The organism is Actinomadura livida, assembly GCF_014648675.1.
Lineage (GTDB): Bacteria > Actinomycetota > Actinomycetes > Streptosporangiales > Streptosporangiaceae > Spirillospora > Spirillospora livida.
In genome coordinates, this window is the sequence record NZ_BMRO01000009.1 from 22313 (window position 1) to 40979 (window position 18667).

Sequence of the window (18667 nt, forward strand, 5' to 3'; positions counted from 1 at the left end):
GCGACGGGTACGCCTGCCGGCCTGCTCAGGAGGCCAGGACCGCCTGCAGGAAGTCCCGGGTGCGCTGCTCGGACGGCTCGCCGAAGATCTGGTCCGGGGGACCCTCCTCGACGATCTGGCCCTGGTCGAACATCAGGACCCGGTCCGAGATGTCCTTGGCGAAGGCCATCTCGTGGGTGACGCACAGCAGGGTCAGGTCGCTCTGCCGGGCGATGTCGCGCAGCAGGTCCTGGACGCCCACGACGAGCTCGGGGTCCAGGGCGGAGGTGACCTCGTCCAGCAGCAGCACCTTCGGCTGCATGGCGAGCGCCCGCGCGATCGCCACCCGCTGCTGCTGGCCGCCCGACAGCTGCGTCGGGTGGGCGTTGATCTTGTCGGCGAGGCCCACCAGGTCCAGCAGGCTCCTGGCGCGCTCGACCGCCTCGTCCTTGGACACCCCGAGCACGCGCACCGGCCCCTCGGTGAGGTTGCGCAGCACGTTCATGTTCGGGAACAGGTTGAACTGCTGGAACACCATGCCGACCTGCTTGCGCATCTCGTGCAGGTGCTTCTGGTTGGCCGGGACGCGCTTGCCGTCCCGGTCCATGTGCCACAGCGTCTGGTCGCCGATCCAGATGACGCCCTCGTTGAGGGTCTCCAGCGTCATCAGCAGCCGCAGGATGGTGGTCTTGCCCGACCCGCTCGGCCCGATGAGCGTGACCCGCTCGCCGGGCTCCACGGTGAAGTCGAGCTCGCGGAGCACGACGTTGTCGCCGAACCGCTTGACCACCTTCTCGAAGCGGATGCCCGGGGCGGCGCCGTGCGGAAGCGCCGCGGCGGCCTCGCCCTCGCCCGCGGCGTCCTTGTGCGTGGAGACGCCCTTCGCCGCCGGAGCGCTCTCGTCCGTCGTCGGGGCGTCCCCCGGTGTCGATCCGCCTCCGGCTCCGGCATTGTCGGGCGTCGGGGCTTCCGGTGTGGTGTCAGTGGGTGGCATAGCGCCTCTCCAAGCGGCGGACGAGTATCGAGGATATGACGCTGACCACGACGAACAACAGCCCGACCATCGTCATCGGCTCCAGGAACTGGCCGTTCACCGACCCCGCCCTGTTGGCGGCGTAGAGCAGTTCCGCGACGTTGATCGCGAACAGCATCGGCGAGTCCTTGAACATCGCGATCAGGTAGTTGCCCAGCGTCGGGATCACCCGGCGGACCGCCTGCGGCAGGATCACGTCCAGCCACACCCGCGACTTCGGCAGGTTGAGGGCCGTGCACGCCTCCCACTGCCCCTTCGGGACGTCGGCGATCCCGGCCCGGTACACCTCGGCCGTGTAGGTCGAGTAGTGGACGCCGAGCGTGATGATCCCTGCCGTCAGCGGCGACAGCGTGATGCCCAGGGAGGGCAGGACGAAGAACACGAAGTACAGCTGCGGGATCAGCGGCGTCGACCTGATGAACTCCGTGACCCACCGGACCGCGTGGTTCACGGCCGGGTACGGCGTGCGGCGCAGCAGCGTCCACACCAGGCCCAGGATCAGGGCGATCACGTAGCCGACCAGCGTCGCGATGACGGTGTAGCGCAGCCCGCTCAGCAGATCGGGGAGGATCTCGCCCGTGTATTCCCAGTTCCAGGTCATCAGCCCGTCACCCCCGCTCCGGGAGCACCGGCCGCGATCGTGCCGAGCGACGGCTCACTGGGCAGCCTGCGGCCCAGCATCCGGTCCACGCGCCGCTCGGCGTAGCGGACGAACAGCTGCAGCATCTGCGCGATCACGAAGTACAGGACGAGGGCCACCGAGAACGCCGCGATGGTCTCCCCGCTGCTGCCCTGGATGTCCTTCGAGGCGCGGGTCAGGTCGACCAGGCCGACCAGGGACACGATGGCCGTCCCCTTCATCAGCTCGATGATCAGGTTGCCGAAGGGGGGCAGCATCAGCGCGAAGGCCTGCGGCAGCAGGACCCGCCGCATCCGCTGGAACGGCGTGAAGTTCAGCGCCACCGTCGCCTCGTACTGGGCCTTCGGCACCGCCCTGATCGAGCCGCGGACCACCTCGGCGCCGTAGGCGCCGATGTTCAGGCCGAGCGCGAGCACCGCCGCGAACATGGTGGTGAACCGGAGCCCGATCAGGGGCAGCGCGTAGAAGAACCAGAACAGCAGCACCAGCGTCGCGTTGCCGCGGAAGAACTCCACGTACAGCCGGTTCAGCCCGCGCACCCACGCGTGGCGCGACGCGCCCGCCATACCGAAGACCAGCGCGAGCGCCAGCGCGAGCGCACCGCCGAGCAGGGTGAGCTGGATGGTGAGCCACGCGCCGGCGAGCCACTGGTTGTAGCTTCCGAGGACGTCCGCCACCCGGGATCAGCCCTTGCAGAACTTCGCGGCGGTGTCGTCCGGTCCGGGCATCTCCGCCTGGGTGAATCCGAACGGCTGCAGGATCGGCAGGAGCTGGTTCCCCTGCTTCAGCTTCGCGAGCTCGTCGTTCCAGGCCTTAAGCAGCTCCGCGTCGGCCTTGCGGAACGCGAACGCGCCGGCGCCGAGCTGCTCCTTGCCGTCGATGACCGGCGTGAACGCCTCGGTCACCTCGAAGCCCTCGCCCTCGTGCTTGGACAGCAGGTCGGCGAGGGAGATGCGGGTCAGCCAGATGCAGTCGATGCGGCCGGCCTTGAGCCCCTCGAACGCGCTGGCCTGGTCGGCGAAGGTCTTGATGTCGCCCTTCTTCACCCCGGTGCTCTCGGCGTAGCCGGCCTCGACTGCGCCCGTCAGCACGCCGACCCTGGCACCCTTCTCCGCCGGGTCCTTGGCGCCCGTCAGGCCCTTCGGGTTGCCCTCCTTCACCATGAAGGCGCTCTTGGCGACGTACTCGGGGTCGGCGAACGCCGCGGAGGCGCAGCGCTCCGGCGTGATGAACATGCCGGCGGCGATCGTGTCGAACCGCCTGGCGTTCAGCCCGGCGATCAGGCCGGCGAAGTCCACCTGGACGCCCTTGACCTCGTCGATCCCGAGCTTCTTGAAGATGACGCGGGCCAGCTCGGGCGCCTCACCGGTGAGCTTGCCGGACTTGTCGGTGAAGCCGTAGGGCGCCTCGTTGGCGAAGCCCACGGTGATCGTCCCCGCGTCCCGGGCCTTCTCCAGCGTGCCGCCGCCGGACCGCTCCTCCTCCGGATCCGTCGTGGAGCAGCCCGCCGCGGCCAGCGGCACCGCGGCGGACAGCAGCACGGCGGTACGGAGGAAGTCGCGTCTCGAGGAAGTCATCATCGATCTCCTGATGGGTGCGCTCCCGCGCCCGGGGGAAGCCGGTGCGGCCTCCCCCGGGCGCGGGAGCAGAGGTGGGTCGGGTTATCGAATTGTTGTATTCATTCAGTCGCCCACGGGCGTGAAGTCGCGGGCGCCGATGAACTCCGGGCGGGGTGCCGGTGCCGAGAACGGCTCGACACACGCGTTCTCGACGCTGTTGAACACGATGAACACGTTGGAGCGCGGGAACGGGGTGATGTTCCCGTTCGAGCCGTGCATGCAGTTGCAGTCGAACATGGTGGCAGAGCCCGCAGGCCCTGTGAACAGCTCGATCCCGTGCTTTTCGGCGAGGATCGACAGGCTGCTGGGGTCGGGCGTCCCGATCTCCTGCCCGCGCAGGGACTCCTTGTAGTGGTCGTCCGGCGTCTCCCCGACGCACGCCACGAAGGTCTTGTGGGAACCGGGCATAATCATTAGCCCGCCATTGTGCACGAAATTCTCCGTGAGCGCGATGGATATGCTCACCGCGCGCATCCGGGGCATGCCGTCCTCGGCGTGCCACGTCTCGAAGTCCGAGTGCCAGTAGAAGTCCTTGCCGTTGAAGCCCGGCTTGTAGTTGACCCGGCTCTGGTGGACGTACACATCGGAGCCGAGCAGTTGCCGGGCCCGGCCGACGACGCGGGGGTCGCGGACGAGGCCGGCGAAGACCTCACTGATCTTGTGGATCTCGAAGATCGAGCGGACCTCGTCCGATCCGCGCTCGGTGACCGTGCGCTCGTCGGCGAGGATCTGCGGGTCCGCGGACAGCCGGCGCAGCTCGGCGCGGTAGTCCTCGACCTCCTCCGGCGAGATCAGCTGGTCGACCGTCAGGAAGCCGTCGGCCTCGTAGGAGTCGAGGGTGGAGCGGTCGATCGGGCCGTCCTCCGGCGCGCCGTAGACGACGGGGTCCTGCCGGTACAGCAGCGCCGCCTCGGCGGCCTTCCGGGTGGGGTAGGTGTCGTCGATCGTCGGATGCGACTCGATGATGCTCATGCGTCCTCCTCCGTCAGCAGCGGGTATACGCCGTTCTCGTCATGGACCTCCCGGCCGGTGACGGGCGGGTTGAACACGCAGACGGTCCGCACGTCGGTGTGCGCCCTGAGGGTGTGGTGCTCGTGCTGGTCCAGCAGGTACATCACGCCCGGCTCGATCTTGTGCTTCTCGCCGGTCTCGTCGTTGGTCAGCTCTCCCTGGCCCTCGATGCAGTAGACGGCCTCGACGTGGTTCGCGTACCACATCTTCGTCTCGGTCCCCGCGTACAGGATCGTCTCGTGCATCGAGAAGCCGACGCCCTCCTTGGCGAGGACGAACCGGCGGCTGCACCACGTGGGCGCCTGCACGTCCCGCTCGGTGCCGATGATCTCGTCAAGGGAACGAACGATCATGAATCTCCTCTTTCCGGCTGTGCCCGGGGACCGGGGCCCGCGCAGGGCCCGGTGCCGCTCGGGCGGTGTTCGCTGGGGTCGTCTTCGTCGCGTTTCACGCGGGTCGCCGGACCGCGTCCGCCAGGTATGTGCCCGGTCAGCCCGTGATCGTCCCGGGGCACCCGGTCAGGCGGCCCCCGCCGTCCGGAGCCGGACGGCTCAGAGGGCCCGAGGCGGCCCGGAACGACCTGGGGGTGTCCCGGCAGGTCCGGAGCGGTGCGAGCGGCTCAGTGAGCCGCTGACGGCCCGTTATGACCTAATGTGGGCGGAATTGCTTAGACGGCCACCTTCTGGCGGACGGCCTCCAGCGAGTCCGAGATGATCTCCAGGCCCTGGCCCAGCTCGGCCTCGGTCGTGGTGAGCGGCGGCAGCAGCTTGACCACCTCGCCCTCCGGACCGGAGGTCTCCATCAGCAGCCCGCGCTCGAACGCCTCGGCGCACACCTTCGGCGCCATCTCGGCGTCGTTCATCACCAGGCCCCACGCGAGCCCGCGGCCGCGGACGGAGTCGACGGCGCCGGCGTGCGTGATCGCGATCGACTCCAGGGCCGCCTGGACCTGCTGGCCCTTGGCGAGCGTCTCCTTCTCCATGTCGTCGCCGCCCCAGTAGTCCTCCAGCGCGCCGACGGCGGTGACGAACGCGGGGTTGAAGCCGCGGAAGGTGCCGTTGTGCTCTCCCGGGTCCCACACGTCCAGCTCGCGCTTCATCAGCGTGATCGCGAACGGCAGCCCGTAGCCGCTGAGCGACTTGGACAGGCAGACGATGTCCGGGGTGATCCCGGCCTCCTCGAAGCTGAAGAACGACCCGGTGCGGCCGCAGCCCATCTGCACGTCGTCGACGATGAGCAGGATCTCGTGCCGGCGGCACAGGTCCGCCAGGCCGCGCAGCCACTCCGGGGTGGCGACGTTGATGCCGCCCTCGCCCTGGACGGTCTCCACGATCACGGCCGCGGGCTTGTCCAGGCCGCTGCCGCTGTCGTCCAGCATCGTGTCGAACAGCAGGAAGTCGGGCGTCCGGCCGTCCAGGTAGTTGTCGTAGGGCATCGCGACCCCGTGGCCCAGCGGTACGCCGGCGCCGGTGCGCTTCATCGAATTGCCCGTCACGGCGAGGGCGCCGAGCGTCATGCCGTGAAAGGCGTTGGTGAAGCTGACGACCGTCTCGCGGCCGGTGTACTTGCGGGCGAGTTTCAGCGCCGCCTCGACCGAGTTGTTGCCCGCGGGCCCGGGGAACTGGACCTTGTAGTCGAGTCCCCGCGGCTGGAGCACGTACTCGTTGAACCGTTCCAGGAACTCCCGCTTGGCGGAGCTGTACATGTCGAGGCTGTGGACGATCGCGTCGCTCGCGAGGTAATCCATCAGCCGCCGTTTCAGCTGCGGGTTGTTGTGCCCGTAGTTGAGCGTTCCGGCACCGGCGAAGAAATCGAGGTAGCTTTTACCGTTCTCGTCGGTCATGTAGCTGCCCTTCGCGGTGGTGAACACCGTGGGCCAGCTGCGGCAGTAACCGCGCACTTCCGATTCCAGGCTGGCGAAAACGTCCATGTCTGCCTCCAGGCAGGTTGTCGTGGGGGAGCGGACTGGGATGTGCTGGATCAGTTCGCGTCGGTGATCGGGCCGATCCGGAAGAGCACCTCGGGCTCGTGTCCCCCGTCGGGGAAGTGCTCCGTGCCGAACAGCGGACTGCGGGCGACCTCGCAGCCGCGGTCCCGGGCGAACGATTCGAACATCGCGGTGGAAGCGGTGTTGTCCGGGGTCACCGTGGCCTCCATGAACCGGTGCCCGCGCGGGGCGAGTCGGTCGGCGAGGTGGTCGAGCATGCGGCGGGCGAGGCCCTGGCCGCGATGGTCGTGGTCTACGGCGACCTGCCACACGAAGAACGTGTCGGGCCGGGACGGGCGGACGTAGCCGGTGATGAACCCACAGGGAGCGCCGGCGTCGCATGCCACCACGGAAGTGTCCGCGAAATCGCGGCACCAGAGCGTGTAGCTGTACGGCGAGTTGACGTCCAGGACTCGCGAGTCCCGGGCCATCCGCCAGAGCTCTGGGCCGTCGGAGAGGCTCGGCTCCTGGAGTTGCACGTCCGCGTTCGTCTCGTTCGGACCGGGGCGTCGGGTCGGTGATTCCAGGGGTTGCGCTGCCATGTCCAGGCAATTTAGCGAATCTCGCGCCGTGATCGCAGAGGAATGTTATCTACGAGATGTTTAGCGGCCCGGCCCACTGGGTAGGGTAATAGGCTTTGTCGAATTGGGTGCAATTCGCGAGGGCCCCGCGCGGGCGCTTCCGCGCATTTCTCCGTGTTACGCAGGTGTTACTGGCGAACCCGCGGCCGGACGTGCCGGGACGCTTCCTGAACGTCAGCTTAATGTTTTGTCGTGACCGCGCGAGGGGTTTTGTGTATCGGTTGTGTGATGTAAGTCACATAAATTCACTGTGAACGTCCCGGGTGCGGCGGGCGTCACGTCGCATCGCGCGAGGTCGTCCGGTCGCGGGCGTGCTGGGACGCGTGTGGAGCAAGGCGTTGGCGCGGGTTCTGGGAGCCCCCGTCCCTGCCCTTCAAGGGGCAGGTTCACTCACGAACGGGTAAGAGCGGGATGGCTGAAAGGTAAGGAATCAGGTGTTTCGGTCACGAGTAGACCGGCCGGGGCGCGGCACCGGCGCCGCGCCCCGCACTGTTTATGGACATGTCACAAGTGGGTTACGTGACCCATCCGATTCTGGTCGGATTCCGCGACCCCGACCTATGGCGCTTCCGGGCGGCCGTTTCCCGCGAAGCGGTCGGTCGCCTCGATCAGGCGATGCAGGATTCCCGGCTCGTTGAAGGCGTGCCCGGCGTCGTCGACGATGTGGAACTCCGCCTCGGGCCACGCGCGGTGGAGGTCCCAGGCGGTCGCGACCGGCGTGCACACGTCGTACCGGCCCTGAACGATGACGGCCGGGATGTCGCGGATCCTGTCCACGTCGCGGATGAGCTGCTCCTCCTCGAAGAACCCCTCGTTCATGAAGTAGTGGTTCTCGATGCGGGCGAACGCCACCGCGTAGTCCGGCTCGCCGAACGCCCCGGCCACCTCCGGGTCGGGCCGCAGCGTGATCGTGGAGCCCTCCCACGTCGACCACGCCTTCGCCGCCGCGACGCGCACGTCCCGGTCCGGGGAGTTGAGCCGCTCGTGGAACGCCGAGATGAGGTCCTCCCGCTCGTCCTCGGGGATCGGCTCCAGGTACTTCTCCCACAGGTCGGGGAACAGCAGCGACGCGCCCTCCTGGTAGAACCAGTACAGCTCGAAAGGCCGCAGCGTGAAGATGCCGCGCAGCACCAGCTCTGTCACCCGCTCCGGATGCGTCTGCGCGTACGCCAGCGACAGCGCGCTGCCCCAGCTCCCGCCGAACACCAGCCAGCGCTCGATGCCCAGGTGCTCGCGGAGCCGTTCCATGTCGGCCACCAGGTTCCAGGTGGTGTTCGCCTCCAGTGACACCTCCGGGTCCTTCGCGTGCGGCAGGCTCCGGCCGCAGTTGCGCTGGTCGAACAGGACGATCCGGTACCTCTCGGGATCGAACTGCCTGCGGTGCGCCGGGCTGCACCCGGCGCCCGGGCCGCCGTGCAGCATGACCGCGGGCTTTCCCTCGGGGTTCCCGCACACCTCCCAGTAGAGTCGGTTGCCGTCGCCGACGTCGAGCAGCCCGGAGTCGTACGGCTCGATGGGCGGATACAGGGTGCGAAGCTCCATGGAGCGCGATTGTCCCACCCGTCACACCGTCCCGCGCGGTGTGACCCGCGGCACCCGCCGGACCCGCCGCGGACGGCCCGCACAGGCCCCGAGCAGGGACGCCGTGTGCGCGGATACCGTGCGAGGATCAAGAAAGTAAACCCCAAACTGGGCAAAGGTTCCGCTGGTCGCGACTAGAGTGCCTTCAGTGAGCGAAGCGACGAGGCGCAGGGCCGGTGGCGGAGCGAACGAGATGTGCAGACCTACCCCCGCGAACGCGGCCGGACGCCGCCCGGCGAGGAGACGCGTGAGCGAGATGACGAGCCGCCGGGCGAGGATCGCCGCGAGCGGGACGAGCAGGGCCATGGCGTTCACGTGGCACCGAGCCGTGAGGCGAGGAGAGCAGTGAGTGAGCTGAACGGATCGGGCGGTTCCCGCGGAGTCCCGGACGCGGGTTCCCCCTGGAACGCGATGGGGCGCGACCCGAACCGCGCGCCCGAGGCGCCGGTGCCGGCCGCCCAGCAGCCGATCCAGATGTCCAAACCCGCCCAGCAGCAGCCGCAGCAGACCCAGCAGGCCCAGCAGGCCCAGCAGCCGCCCCACCAAGCGCCGCAGGGGCAGCACGGCCGCCAGGGCCGTCCCGGCGAGCTCGTGCGCGCCGAACTCGTGCGCGCCGAACTCGAGAAGCCCGAGGCCCAGCCCTGGGACATGGTCGAGCGGCTCCGCCAGATGGCCGACCTCATCGGCGACGCGCTCGCCGCCGGTGAGCGCAAGGTCAGCGAGGTGCAGAGCGAGATCGCCTCGCAGGTGGCGGCCGTCGCCGCCGAGAAGGAGACGGCCCAGCGTGACGCGGCGGCCGCCTGGGGCGAGGTTCAGCGCGCCCGGGGCCAGGCCGAGCAGGCCGAGCGCCGCGCTGTCGAGGCCGAGCGCCGCCTGAACGATGCGCAGAACGAGGTCGCCTCGCAGGTGGCGGCCGTCGCCGCCGAGAAGGAGGCCGCCCAGCGTGACGCGGCGGCCGCCTGGGGCGAGGTTCAGCGCGCCCGGGGCCAGGCCGAGCAGGCCGAGCGCCGCGCCGTGGAGGCCGAGCGCCAGTTCGCCGACGCCGACCGCCGTATCGCCGAGGTCCAGAACGAGGCCGTCACGCAGATCGCCGCGCTCCAGACCGAGAAGGAGAACGCGCAGCGGGACGCCGCCGCCGCGTGGAACCAGGCGCAGCAGGGCCGCGCCCAGGCCGACCAGGCCCGCGGCCAGGCCGAGCAGGCGCGCATCCAGGCCGACCAGGCCCGCGCGCAGGCCGAGCAGACCCGCGCGCAGATGGAGCAGGTGCAGGGCCAGGTCGAGCAGGCCGAGCGCCGCGTCGCCGAGGCCGAGGCCACCGTCCGGCAGGCCATCCAGCAGCGCGACGCCATGAGCGAGGCCCGCGACGACGCGCTCCGCGCCGTCGAGGAGGCCGTCACCGGGCGCCGCTCCGCCGAGGCGGAACGCGACCGCGTGGCCGAGCAGGCCGGCGAGCTGTCACGCAGCCTGGAGTCCGCCCACGCCGAGCTGTCGGCGCTGCGCGCCAAGGTCACCGACGCCGAGATGACCGCGCAGAACCTGCAACACGCCATCGTCGCGGCCGGGCAGGAGACCGACGAGTCCCGCCGCCGCGCCGAGGTCGCCGAGCACCGCGCCCAGGAGAACGAGCGCCGCGCCATCGAGGCGGAACGCCGTGCCCAAGAGGCCGAGCGCCGCTTCCAGGAGGCCGTGGGACGGGCCGAGAACGCCGAGGCCGAGCGCCAGCAGGCCCTCGACACCGCTTCGCAATCGCTGGAGGCCGCCAAGAAGGCCGAGCGCGAGCGCGACGGCAACGCCAAGGCCAAGGAGGCCGCCGAGCGGGCCCGCGAGGCCGCCGTCCAGGCCCAGGCACGCGCCGAGTCCGAGCTGACCCTGGCCCGCGGCCGCGCCGACCAGGCCGGCCGCGAACGCGACAAGGCCGTCGCGGCCATGCGCCAGATGGCCGCCGAACGCGACGCCATCGCCGAGAAGCTGGCCGAACGCGACCAGTGGGTGGATCAACTGGCCCAGGCCGTCACCGAGCAGCGCGCCCAGATCGCCGAACTCTCCCAGGAACGCGACGCCGCCCGCACCGCCGCCGACCAGGCCCGCTCCCTGATCGACGAACTGACCCGCCAACTCCGCACCATAATGCCCACCGCAGCCACCCCCCGCCTCTAACCAGAGCCCAGGCACAAGACCAGTCCGCAAGCCACCAGCCCCGACACCCCGCCAGGGACCTAGTAAGGCCCGACGTGAGCTCTCCACACGTCACAGCCCCGCTGTACGTCACAGCCACGCTGTCCCGAACCTAGGGGTCTTCGCGGACGCTGCTACATCAGCCACCGCCGCAACCCCGCAACGACCCCAACGCCTGCGATCGCGTCCGAAGGCAGGTTTCGAGCCTGCGAGAAACCTGATCGCGCAGCGAGCCGCTAGGCGAGCCGGAGCGATGCAGCGATCGCACGCATTGCCCGCCGAAGGGAAGGCGCTCTAGCGCCTGACCGCCAAGGGCGATGCAATAAGCGCGAGCCCCCAGGGCCCGACCGCCGAGGGCAATGCAATAAACTGAGAGCCCGTGGACAGTGCGTTGTCCGCCTCGCAACGACCACGGGAGCATCTTCTTTGCCTTCGGCAGCCACTGGTAGCTCGCGGCCTACCAAGCATCTCTTCGTCACGGGCGGTGTCGCCTCCAGCCTCGGCAAGGGGTTGACGGCGTCCAGCCTCGGGCGGCTTCTGGCCCTTCGCGGCCTCCGCGTCACGATGCAGAAGCTCGACCCGTACCTCAACGTCGACCCCGGCACGATGAACCCGTTCCAGCACGGTGAGGTCTTCGTCACCGACGACGGCGCGGAGACCGATCTGGACATAGGCCACTACGAGCGGTTCCTCGACACGGAGCTGCACGGGTCGGCGAACGTCACCACCGGGCAGGTCTACTCGAACGTGATCGCCAAGGAGCGGCGCGGGGAGTACCTCGGCGACACCGTGCAGGTCATTCCGCACATCACCAACGAGATCAAGGACCGGATCATCGGGATGGCCGGCGACGGCGACGTCGACATCGTCATCACCGAGGTGGGCGGGACGGTCGGCGACATCGAGTCGCTGCCGTTCCTGGAGTCGGTCCGCCAGATCCGGCACGAGATCGGCCGGGACAACTGCTTCTTCCTGCACGTGTCCCTGCTGCCCTACATCGGCCCGTCCGGGGAGCTGAAGACCAAGCCGACGCAGCACTCGGTCGCGGCGCTGCGCTCCATCGGCATCCAGCCCGACGCGATCGTGTGCCGGTCCGACCGGCCGATCACCGACGGGCTCAAGCACAAGATCAGCCTGATGTGCGACGTCGACCGGGAGGCCGTGGTGTCGGCGGTCGACGCGGCGTCGATCTACGACATCCCGAAGGTGCTGCATTCCGAGGGCCTGGACGCGTACGTGGTGCGGCGGCTGGACCTGCCGTTCCGCGACGTGGACTGGGGCGCGTGGGACGAGCTGCTGCGGCGCGTCCACAAGCCGGCCCGCGAGGTCACGATCGCGCTGGTCGGCAAGTACATCGACCTGCCCGACGCGTACCTGTCGGTGACGGAGGCGCTGCGGCACGGCGGGTTCGGCAACGACGCCAAGGTCCACATCCGCTGGGTGAAGAGCGACGACTGCGAGACGCCCGAGGGCGCCAAGCGGGAGCTGGACGGCGCCGACGGCGTGCTCATCCCCGGCGGGTTCGGGGTGCGGGGGATCGAGGGCAAGCTCGGCGCGGTGCGGCACGCCCGGGAGAACCGGGTCCCGCTCCTCGGCATCTGCCTCGGCCTGCAGTGCATGGTGATCGAGGCGGCGCGGACACTGGCCGGGCTCGCCGGCGCCGGCAGCGCCGAGTTCGACGCGGCCACCGCCCACCCGGTCGTCGCGACGATGGCCGACCAGATCGACGTGGTCGCCGGCGAGCGGGACATGGGCGGGACGATGCGGCTCGGCCTCTACCCGGCCGACCTCGCCGAGGGGTCGATCGTCCGGGAGCTGTACGGGGAGGCGAAGGTGTCGGAGCGGCACCGGCACCGCTACGAGGTCAGCAACGCCTACCGGGACCGGCTGGCGGAGTCCGGGCTGCGGTTCTCCGGCCTGTCGCCCGACGGCCGCCTGGTCGAGTACGTCGAGCTGCCCCGCGAGCAGCACCCGTTCTTCGTCGGCACGCAGGCGCACCCGGAGTTCCGGTCCCGCCCGACCCGCCCGCATCCGCTGTTCACCGGGCTGGTGTCCGCGGCGCTCGACTATGCCGAGGCCCGCACGGGCGACGGCGAGGCGGGGAACGTGACCGTTTCATGAGCCCGGCCGGGGGCCTCGGCCCGGACGACGTCCGGGACCGTCCCGAGCGCTGGGACGTCGTGGAGGAGTCCACGGTCTTCGAGGGGCGCGTGTTCGGCGTCCGCAGCGACCGGGTGGAGATGCCGCGCGGCGACGGCACCGAGATCGTCGTGCGCGACCTGGTGCGGCACGTCGGCTCCGTCGGCGTCATCGCCGTCGACGACCGCGACCGGGTGCTGCTGCTGCGGCAGTACCGCCATCCCGTGGGGCGGCTGCTGTGGGAGGCGCCGGCCGGGCTGCGGGACGTCGACGGCGAGCCCCTGCACAAGCTCGCCGAGCGGGAGCTGCTGGAGGAGGCCGGGTACCGCGCGGGCCGCTGGGACACCCTGGTCGACGTGTACACCTCGCCCGGCATGACCGACGAGCGCGTCCGGATCTTCCTGGCCCGCGACGTCGCCGAGGTGCCCGCGGACCAGATCGACTTCGAGCGCGTCCACGAGGAGGCCGACATGCCGGTCGTGTGGGTGCCGCTGGAGGAGGCGGTCCGCAAGGTGCTGGCCGGCGACCTGCACAACATGATCACCTGTGCGGGGGTGCTGGCGGCGCAGGCCGCGCGGGCGTCGGGATACGCCGGGCTGCGCCCGGTCGACGCGCCGGAGAGCTGACCGGGATGGGGCCCCGCGCCGGGCCGGAGGGGGCATGATGGGCGGGACTCCGTAGCCACGCCCGGAAGAGGTGCCGCAACTGAACACTCTTCATCCCCGGTCGCCGGCGACGGGTGCCGGCTGCGGCGACAGGCCGGATGAAACGGACGCGCTGCCCGCGGGCCCGCCGCCCGGGAGGTCCGTGCGCCCGGCCGCGCGGGACGCGGGCGCCGGTTCCGCGCTCGGCGCCACCGTGCGCACCTACCTCGGGCACCTCGCGGTCGAGCGGGGCCTGGCCGCCAACACCCTCAGCTCCTACCGCCGCGACCTGCGGCGCTACGTGCAGGTCCAGGACGGCCGGGGCCGCGCGGACATCGCCGACATCACCGAGGGCGACGTCCGGGCCTACCTGGTGAGCCTGCGGGAGGGCGACGCGGACCATCCGCCGCTGTCGGCGGGGTCGGCGGCGCGGGCGCTCGCCGCCGTCCGCGGGCTGCACCGCTTCGCGCTGCGCGAGGGCCTGGCGGCGGGGGACCCCGCGCACGACGTCAAGCCGCCGACGCCGCCGCGGCGGCTGCCCAAGGCGATCTCCCTGGCGGAGGTGGAGCGGCTGCTCGCCGCGGCGGACGCGCCGTCCGGCGGCGACACCGGCACCGCCCGCGGCCTGCGCGACCGGGCGCTGCTGGAGCTGCTGTACGGGTCGGGCGCCCGGATCTCCGAGGCCGTCGGCCTGGACGTCGACGACCTCGACCTGCGGGACGGGTTCGCCCGCGTCGCCGGAAAGGGCGGCAAGGCGCGGGTCGTGCCCATCGGCGACTACGCCCGGGAGGCCGTGGACGCCTATCTGGTGCGGGCCCGTCCCGAACTCGCCCGGGCGGGGCGGGGCGGCCCGGCGCTGTTCCTGAACGCGCGCGGCGGCCGGCTGTCGCGGCAGGGCGCGTGGATGGTGCTGCGCGCGGCCGCCGACCGGGCGCACCTGTCGGAGGTGTCCCCGCACACGCTGCGGCACTCGTTCGCGACCCACCTGCTCGACGGCGGCGCAGACGTCCGCGTCGTGCAGGAACTGCTCGGGCACGCCTCCGTCACCACGACGCAGGTCTACACGCTGGTCACCGTCCAGTTGCTGCGCGAGGTCTACGCCACTTCGCATCCGCGCGCCAGAAGCTGATCGGGCAAATCGCGACGTTCGGCGCGCGTCGGCTTGAGACCCGGCACCGGCGGCCCTAGAGTCCCCGTTCTGGATGGCATTTCCGGGCCACCGGGGAGGGATCTGGTGACCAGCACAAACGGTGCGGATGGAGTCCTATCCTCCGCCACCATAGAGACCGATCCGAGCAGGGGGCTCGGGCCGACTCAGCGGCCCGTGCCGGTGTTCCCGGAGCCCGAACCCCTGGCTGAGCACGGACCCGCGCGGATCGTGGCCGTGTGCAACCAGAAGGGCGGCGTCGGCAAGACGACCACGACGATCAACCTGGGCGCGGCGCTCGCCGAGTACGGCCGCCGCATCCTGCTCGTCGACTTCGACCCGCAGGGCGCCCTGTCGGTCGGGCTCGGCAAGGGCGACCCGCGCCAGCTCGACGTGACGATCCACAACCTGCTGCTCGAACGCGACACCGAGTGGGAGGACATCGTCATCGAGACCGGTGTCGACGGGATGGACCTGCTGCCGAGCAACATCGACCTGTCGGGCGCGGAGGTCCAGCTCGTCCACGAGGTCGGCCGCGAGTACATCCTCCAGGGGGCGCTGAAGTCGGCCGTCGAGCACTACGACTACATCCTCATCGACTGCCAGCCGTCGCTCGGCCTGCTCACCGTCAACGCGCTGGCGGCCAGCGACGGCGTGCTGATCCCGCTGGAGTGCGAGTACTTCGCGATGCGCGGTGTCGCGCTGCTGATGGAGACCATCGAGAAGGTGCAGGGCCGCATCAACCCGCACCTCGTCATCGACGGCGTCCTCGGCACCATGTACGACTCGCGGACGCTGCACACCCGCGAGGTCCTCGGGCGCATCGTCGAGGCGTTCGGCGAGAAGGTGTTCCACACCGTCATCAACCGGACGGTCCGCTTCCCGGACGCGACGGTCGCCGGGGAGCCGATCACCTACTTCGACCCCAACTCGATGGGCGCGAACGCCTACCGCGGGCTCGCGCGGGAGGTTCTGGGACGGTGGGCCCTCACAGGGTGAGGTCTCCCGTGTTACAAAGTCGGCGAGGCCGTCGCCGCGGCGAGCACGGACGCCGTAGGCCGCGGTAGCACAGGATCCCGGTCCGCCGCCCGGCCCGGTGGCGAACCCCGACGAACGGGAAACGCCCGTGAAGCAGCCCCCCGCGCCGCCGCCGCCTCCTCCGGGACCGCCGCCGGGACCTCCTCCGCCGCCTTTCGGGCCGCCGCCTCCACCGGCGGGGCCGCCCTATGCCGCGTTCCCGCCGCCGGGGCCGGGGGGTCCGCCTCCGCGGGGCGGGGGCGGGCGCGTGGTGCTCGTCGTCGCCCTCCTGACGTTCGGCCTGCTGCTGGCGGGCGTCGCCGTGTTCCTGGCCGTCCGGGATGACCGCGGTGAGGGCGGCGAGGGGGGTGGTCCGGTCGTCCTGCGCGAGCCGCTGACGTTCCAGCTCGTGGCGGAGCAGTCCGCGCCGCCCTGCGCGTCCGGGACCGTCCCCGACGACGGGGCCGGCACCTGCTACCGGCTCGGCCCGGAGCGCATGACGGTCGAGCGGGTGGAGCGCATCGAGGCGGCACTGCAGGGGCCGGAGGGCGGCCAGGCCGGCTGGACCGTCCAACTGGAACTGACCCCTGCCGACGGCGCGGAGTTCGGGCGGCTGACCGGCAAGGCCGCCGAGCAGCCCGAGGGGAGCGACGGCAGGCTCATCGCGATGATCGTCGCCGGGACCGTCATCTCGGCCCCCATGGTGCAGGACCCGATCACCGGCGGCGAGGTGATGATCAGCGGCGACTTCGACCGGGCGGCGGTGGAGGACCTCGTGCGCCGGATGACCGGCCGGTAGGGCGCCCGGGGCCCGCGGCACCACCCCTCGGGACCGGTGGCGGCGCGGTGCGAGCGGTGCCGGGCGCGTGGGACGATGTGGCCGGTGAGCACAGCGCGGGAGGTGACCTCCGCTACCGTGAGCGACGTGGACGAGACGTCGCCGGAGCCGGAGCGGGAGACCGGGGAGGAGCAGGGGTTCCGCGTCCACCTGGACAACTTCGAGGGGCCGTTCGACCTGCTGCTCGGGCTGATCTCCAAGCACAAGCTCGACATCACCGAGGTGTCGCTGCACAAGGTCACCGACGACTTCATCGCGCACATCCACTCCTACGGCCGGGACTGGGACCTCGACCAGGCCAGCCACTTCCTGCTCGTCGCCGCGACCCTGCTGGACCTGAAGGCCGCCCGGCTGCTGCCGTCCGGCGAGGTCGACGACGTGGAGGACCTGGCCCTGCTGGAGGCCCGCGACCTGCTGTTCGCGCGGCTGCTGCAGTACCGCGCCTACAAGGAGGTCGCGAAGGTGTTCGCGGGGCGGATCGCCGACGCGAGCCGCCGGTTCCCGCGCCTCGTCCCGATGGAGCCGCGGTTCGCGAACCTGCTGCCGGAGGTGCTGCTCGGCCTCGGGCCCGAGGAGTTCGCCCGCCTCGCCGCCAGGGCCTTCGCGCCCAAGGAGCCGCCGTCGGTCTCCGTCGAGCACATCTACCAGCCGAGGGCCAGCGTCACCGAGCAGGCCGCGATCGTCGTGGCCCGGCTCCGCCGGCTCCGGAGCACGACGTTCCGCGTCCTCGCGTCGGACGCCGAGGGCACCTACGAGGTCGTCGCGCGGTTCCTGGCGCTGCTGGAGCTGTACCGGGACCAGAACGTCATGTTCGAGCAGCTGGAGCCCCTCGGCGAGCTGCACGTCACCTGGACCGGCACCGACGAGGGCGACGTCGAGGTCGGCGACGACTACGAGGGCGCCGCCAAGAAGGACGGCGCCGCGGAGCAGGACGAGAAGGATCAGAGGGACGAGGGAGACGATGACTGAGGAACCCGGCGCGGACGCGCCGGAGCCTCCGGGCCTGCGGGCCTCCATCGAGGCGATCCTGCTGGTGGTGGACGAGCCGGTCACCGAGCTGACGCTCGCGCAGCTGCTGGAGCGCCCCCGCGGCGAGGTCGCGGAGACGCTGCGGGAGCTGGCCGCGGAATACACTGAGCAGGGCCGCGGGTTCGACCTCAGGGAGGTCGCGGGCGGCTGGCGGTTCTACACCCGGGACGTGTGCGCCCCGGTCGTCGAGCGGTTCGTCACCGACGGGCAGCAGGCGCGGCTCACCCAGGCCGCGCTGGAGACGCTCGCCGTCGTCGCCTACCGGCAGCCGGTCAGCCGCGCCCGCGTGTCGGCGATCCGCGGCGTCAACAGCGACGGGGTCGTCCGCACCCTGACGCTGCGCGGCCTGATCGAGGACGCCGGGCAGGACCCCGAGTCCCAGGCCCACCTGTACCGCACCACCGGGTACTTCCTGGAGCGGCTCGGGCTCCGCGACCTCGACGAGCTGCCCGAGCTCGCCCCCTTCCTGCCCGATGACCTGCCTGACGACATAGTTGAGGACACGTGACCGAGAACGAGGGCGTGCGGCTGCAGAAGGTCCTGGCCGAGGCCGGGATCGGCAGCCGCCGCCACTGCGAGGAGCTGATCGGCGAGGGCCGCGTCACCGTCGACGGGAAGAAGGTGTTCCGGTTCGGTGAGCGCGTCGACCCCCGGCGCGCCGTCATCCACGTGGACGGCAAGCGCGTCGAGACCCGCGCCGAGATGCGCTACTACGCCATCAACAAGCCCCGCGGGGTGGTGAGCACGATGGCGGACGAACGGGGCCGCAAGTCCCTCGCCGAGTACGTCGACGTGCCCGAGCGGCTGTTCCACGTCGGCCGCCTGGACACCGACACCGAGGGCCTGATCCTGCTCACCAACGACGGCGAGCTGTCGCACCGCCTCACCCACCCGAGCTTCGGCGTCGCCAAGACCTACCTGGCGGAGATCCACGGGCCGATCCCCCGCGACCTCGGCAAGCGGCTGCGGGCCGGCGTGACGCTGGACGACGGGCCCGCCAAGGCCGACCGGTTCCGGGTGTTCGACCAGGTCGGCCGGCGCGTGCTGGTCGAGATCACTTTGCACGAGGGGCGCAAGCACATCGTGCGGCGGCTGCTGAAGGAGGTCGGGTTCCCGGTCCAGCAGCTCGCCCGAATAGAGTTCGGGCCGATCCGGCTCGGTTCGCTGAAGCCGGGCACGATGCGGGCGCTGACCGTCCACGAGGTCGGCGAGCTGTACAAGGCCGTGGGGCTGTAGCACCGGCGGCA

18 protein-coding genes are annotated in these 18667 nt (G+C 70.9%); 9 read left to right on the top strand and 9 right to left on the bottom strand.

Annotated features, from left to right (window positions below; all coding sequences use genetic code 11):
* Positions 1 to 25: 25 nt before the first annotated feature.
* From ehuA to pip, 9 genes are all read right to left on the bottom strand, one after another.
* Complete coding sequence (ehuA, locus tag IEZ03_RS21730; RefSeq protein ID WP_221480798.1) at positions 26 to 973, bottom strand: ectoine/hydroxyectoine ABC transporter ATP-binding protein EhuA; 948 nt, start codon at positions 971 to 973, stop codon at positions 26 to 28.
* The gene (ehuD, locus tag IEZ03_RS21735) at positions 960 to 1613 is read right to left on the bottom strand and encodes an ectoine/hydroxyectoine ABC transporter permease subunit EhuD (RefSeq protein ID WP_184886044.1); all 654 of its coding nucleotides are present in this window, start codon (positions 1611 to 1613) and stop codon (positions 960 to 962) included. The genes ehuA and ehuD overlap by 14 nt, the downstream gene beginning before the upstream one ends.
* The gene (ehuC, locus tag IEZ03_RS21740; protein ID WP_184886042.1) at positions 1613 to 2329 is read right to left on the bottom strand and encodes an ectoine/hydroxyectoine ABC transporter permease subunit EhuC; all 717 of its coding nucleotides are present in this window, start codon (positions 2327 to 2329) and stop codon (positions 1613 to 1615) included. Before ehuC ends, ehuD begins: the two co-directional genes overlap by 1 nt.
* Positions 2330 to 2335: 6 nt before the next feature.
* Positions 2336 to 3229 (bottom strand): ectoine/hydroxyectoine ABC transporter substrate-binding protein EhuB, encoded by an 894-nt coding sequence (ehuB, locus tag IEZ03_RS21745; protein WP_184886040.1) that lies wholly within the window; start codon positions 3227 to 3229, stop codon positions 2336 to 2338.
* A gap of 105 nt (positions 3230 to 3334) precedes the next feature.
* Positions 3335 to 4243, bottom strand: coding sequence for an ectoine hydroxylase (thpD, locus tag IEZ03_RS21750; protein ID WP_184886038.1), 909 nt, complete (start codon positions 4241 to 4243; stop codon positions 3335 to 3337).
* Entirely contained in the window at positions 4240 to 4635 is a 396-nt protein-coding gene (locus IEZ03_RS21755) for an ectoine synthase (protein WP_131982395.1), read from the bottom strand. Before IEZ03_RS21755 ends, thpD begins: the two co-directional genes overlap by 4 nt.
* A 314-nt stretch (positions 4636 to 4949) precedes the next feature.
* Positions 4950 to 6212: a diaminobutyrate--2-oxoglutarate transaminase gene (ectB, locus tag IEZ03_RS21760; RefSeq protein ID WP_184886036.1), complete on the bottom strand. Its 1263-nt coding sequence runs from the start codon at positions 6210 to 6212 to the stop codon at positions 4950 to 4952.
* Between the two features lie 50 nt (positions 6213 to 6262).
* A complete protein-coding gene (gene ectA / locus IEZ03_RS21765) occupies positions 6263 to 6811 on the bottom strand; it encodes a diaminobutyrate acetyltransferase (protein ID WP_184886034.1) in 549 nt (182 codons plus the stop codon).
* A gap of 597 nt (positions 6812 to 7408) precedes the next feature.
* A complete protein-coding gene (gene pip, locus IEZ03_RS21770) occupies positions 7409 to 8392 on the bottom strand; it encodes a prolyl aminopeptidase (RefSeq protein WP_184886032.1) in 984 nt (327 codons plus the stop codon).
* Positions 8393 to 8776: 384 nt separating this feature from the next.
* Here pip and IEZ03_RS21775 point away from each other — a divergent pair, with 384 nt between their 5' ends.
* From IEZ03_RS21775 to IEZ03_RS21815, 9 genes are all read left to right on the top strand, one after another.
* Positions 8777 to 10588, top strand: a complete 1812-nt coding sequence (locus IEZ03_RS21775) for a hypothetical protein (RefSeq protein ID WP_184886030.1) — start codon at positions 8777 to 8779, stop codon at positions 10586 to 10588.
* 444 nt (positions 10589 to 11032) lie between these two features.
* Positions 11033 to 12727 carry a CTP synthase gene (pyrG, locus tag IEZ03_RS21780; RefSeq protein WP_184886028.1) on the top strand — a complete coding sequence of 565 codons (1695 nt, stop codon included), beginning with the start codon at positions 11033 to 11035 and terminating at the stop codon, positions 12725 to 12727.
* Positions 12724 to 13371, top strand: coding sequence for an NUDIX domain-containing protein (locus tag IEZ03_RS21785; protein WP_184886025.1), 648 nt, complete (start codon positions 12724 to 12726; stop codon positions 13369 to 13371). The genes pyrG and IEZ03_RS21785 overlap by 4 nt, the downstream gene beginning before the upstream one ends.
* Positions 13372 to 13552: 181 nt before the next feature.
* A complete protein-coding gene (gene xerD / locus IEZ03_RS21790; RefSeq protein ID WP_229808468.1) occupies positions 13553 to 14518 on the top strand; it encodes a site-specific tyrosine recombinase XerD in 966 nt (321 codons plus the stop codon).
* 150 nt (positions 14519 to 14668) lie between these two features.
* Entirely contained in the window at positions 14669 to 15535 is an 867-nt protein-coding gene (locus tag IEZ03_RS21795) for a ParA family protein (protein WP_184890741.1), read from the top strand.
* Between the two features lie 286 nt (positions 15536 to 15821).
* Positions 15822 to 16352, top strand: coding sequence for a SecDF P1 head subdomain-containing protein (locus IEZ03_RS21800; protein WP_184886023.1), 531 nt, complete (start codon positions 15822 to 15824; stop codon positions 16350 to 16352).
* Positions 16353 to 16478: 126 nt separating this feature from the next.
* Entirely contained in the window at positions 16479 to 17360 is an 882-nt protein-coding gene (locus IEZ03_RS21805) for a segregation and condensation protein A (RefSeq protein ID WP_229808469.1), read from the top strand.
* Positions 17353 to 17928 (top strand): SMC-Scp complex subunit ScpB, encoded by a 576-nt coding sequence (gene scpB / locus IEZ03_RS21810; protein WP_184886019.1) that lies wholly within the window; start codon positions 17353 to 17355, stop codon positions 17926 to 17928. Before IEZ03_RS21805 ends, scpB begins: the two co-directional genes overlap by 8 nt.
* Entirely contained in the window at positions 17925 to 18656 is a 732-nt protein-coding gene (locus tag IEZ03_RS21815; protein ID WP_132048764.1) for a pseudouridine synthase, read from the top strand. The genes scpB and IEZ03_RS21815 overlap by 4 nt, the downstream gene beginning before the upstream one ends.
* Positions 18657 to 18667 lie beyond the last annotated feature (11 nt).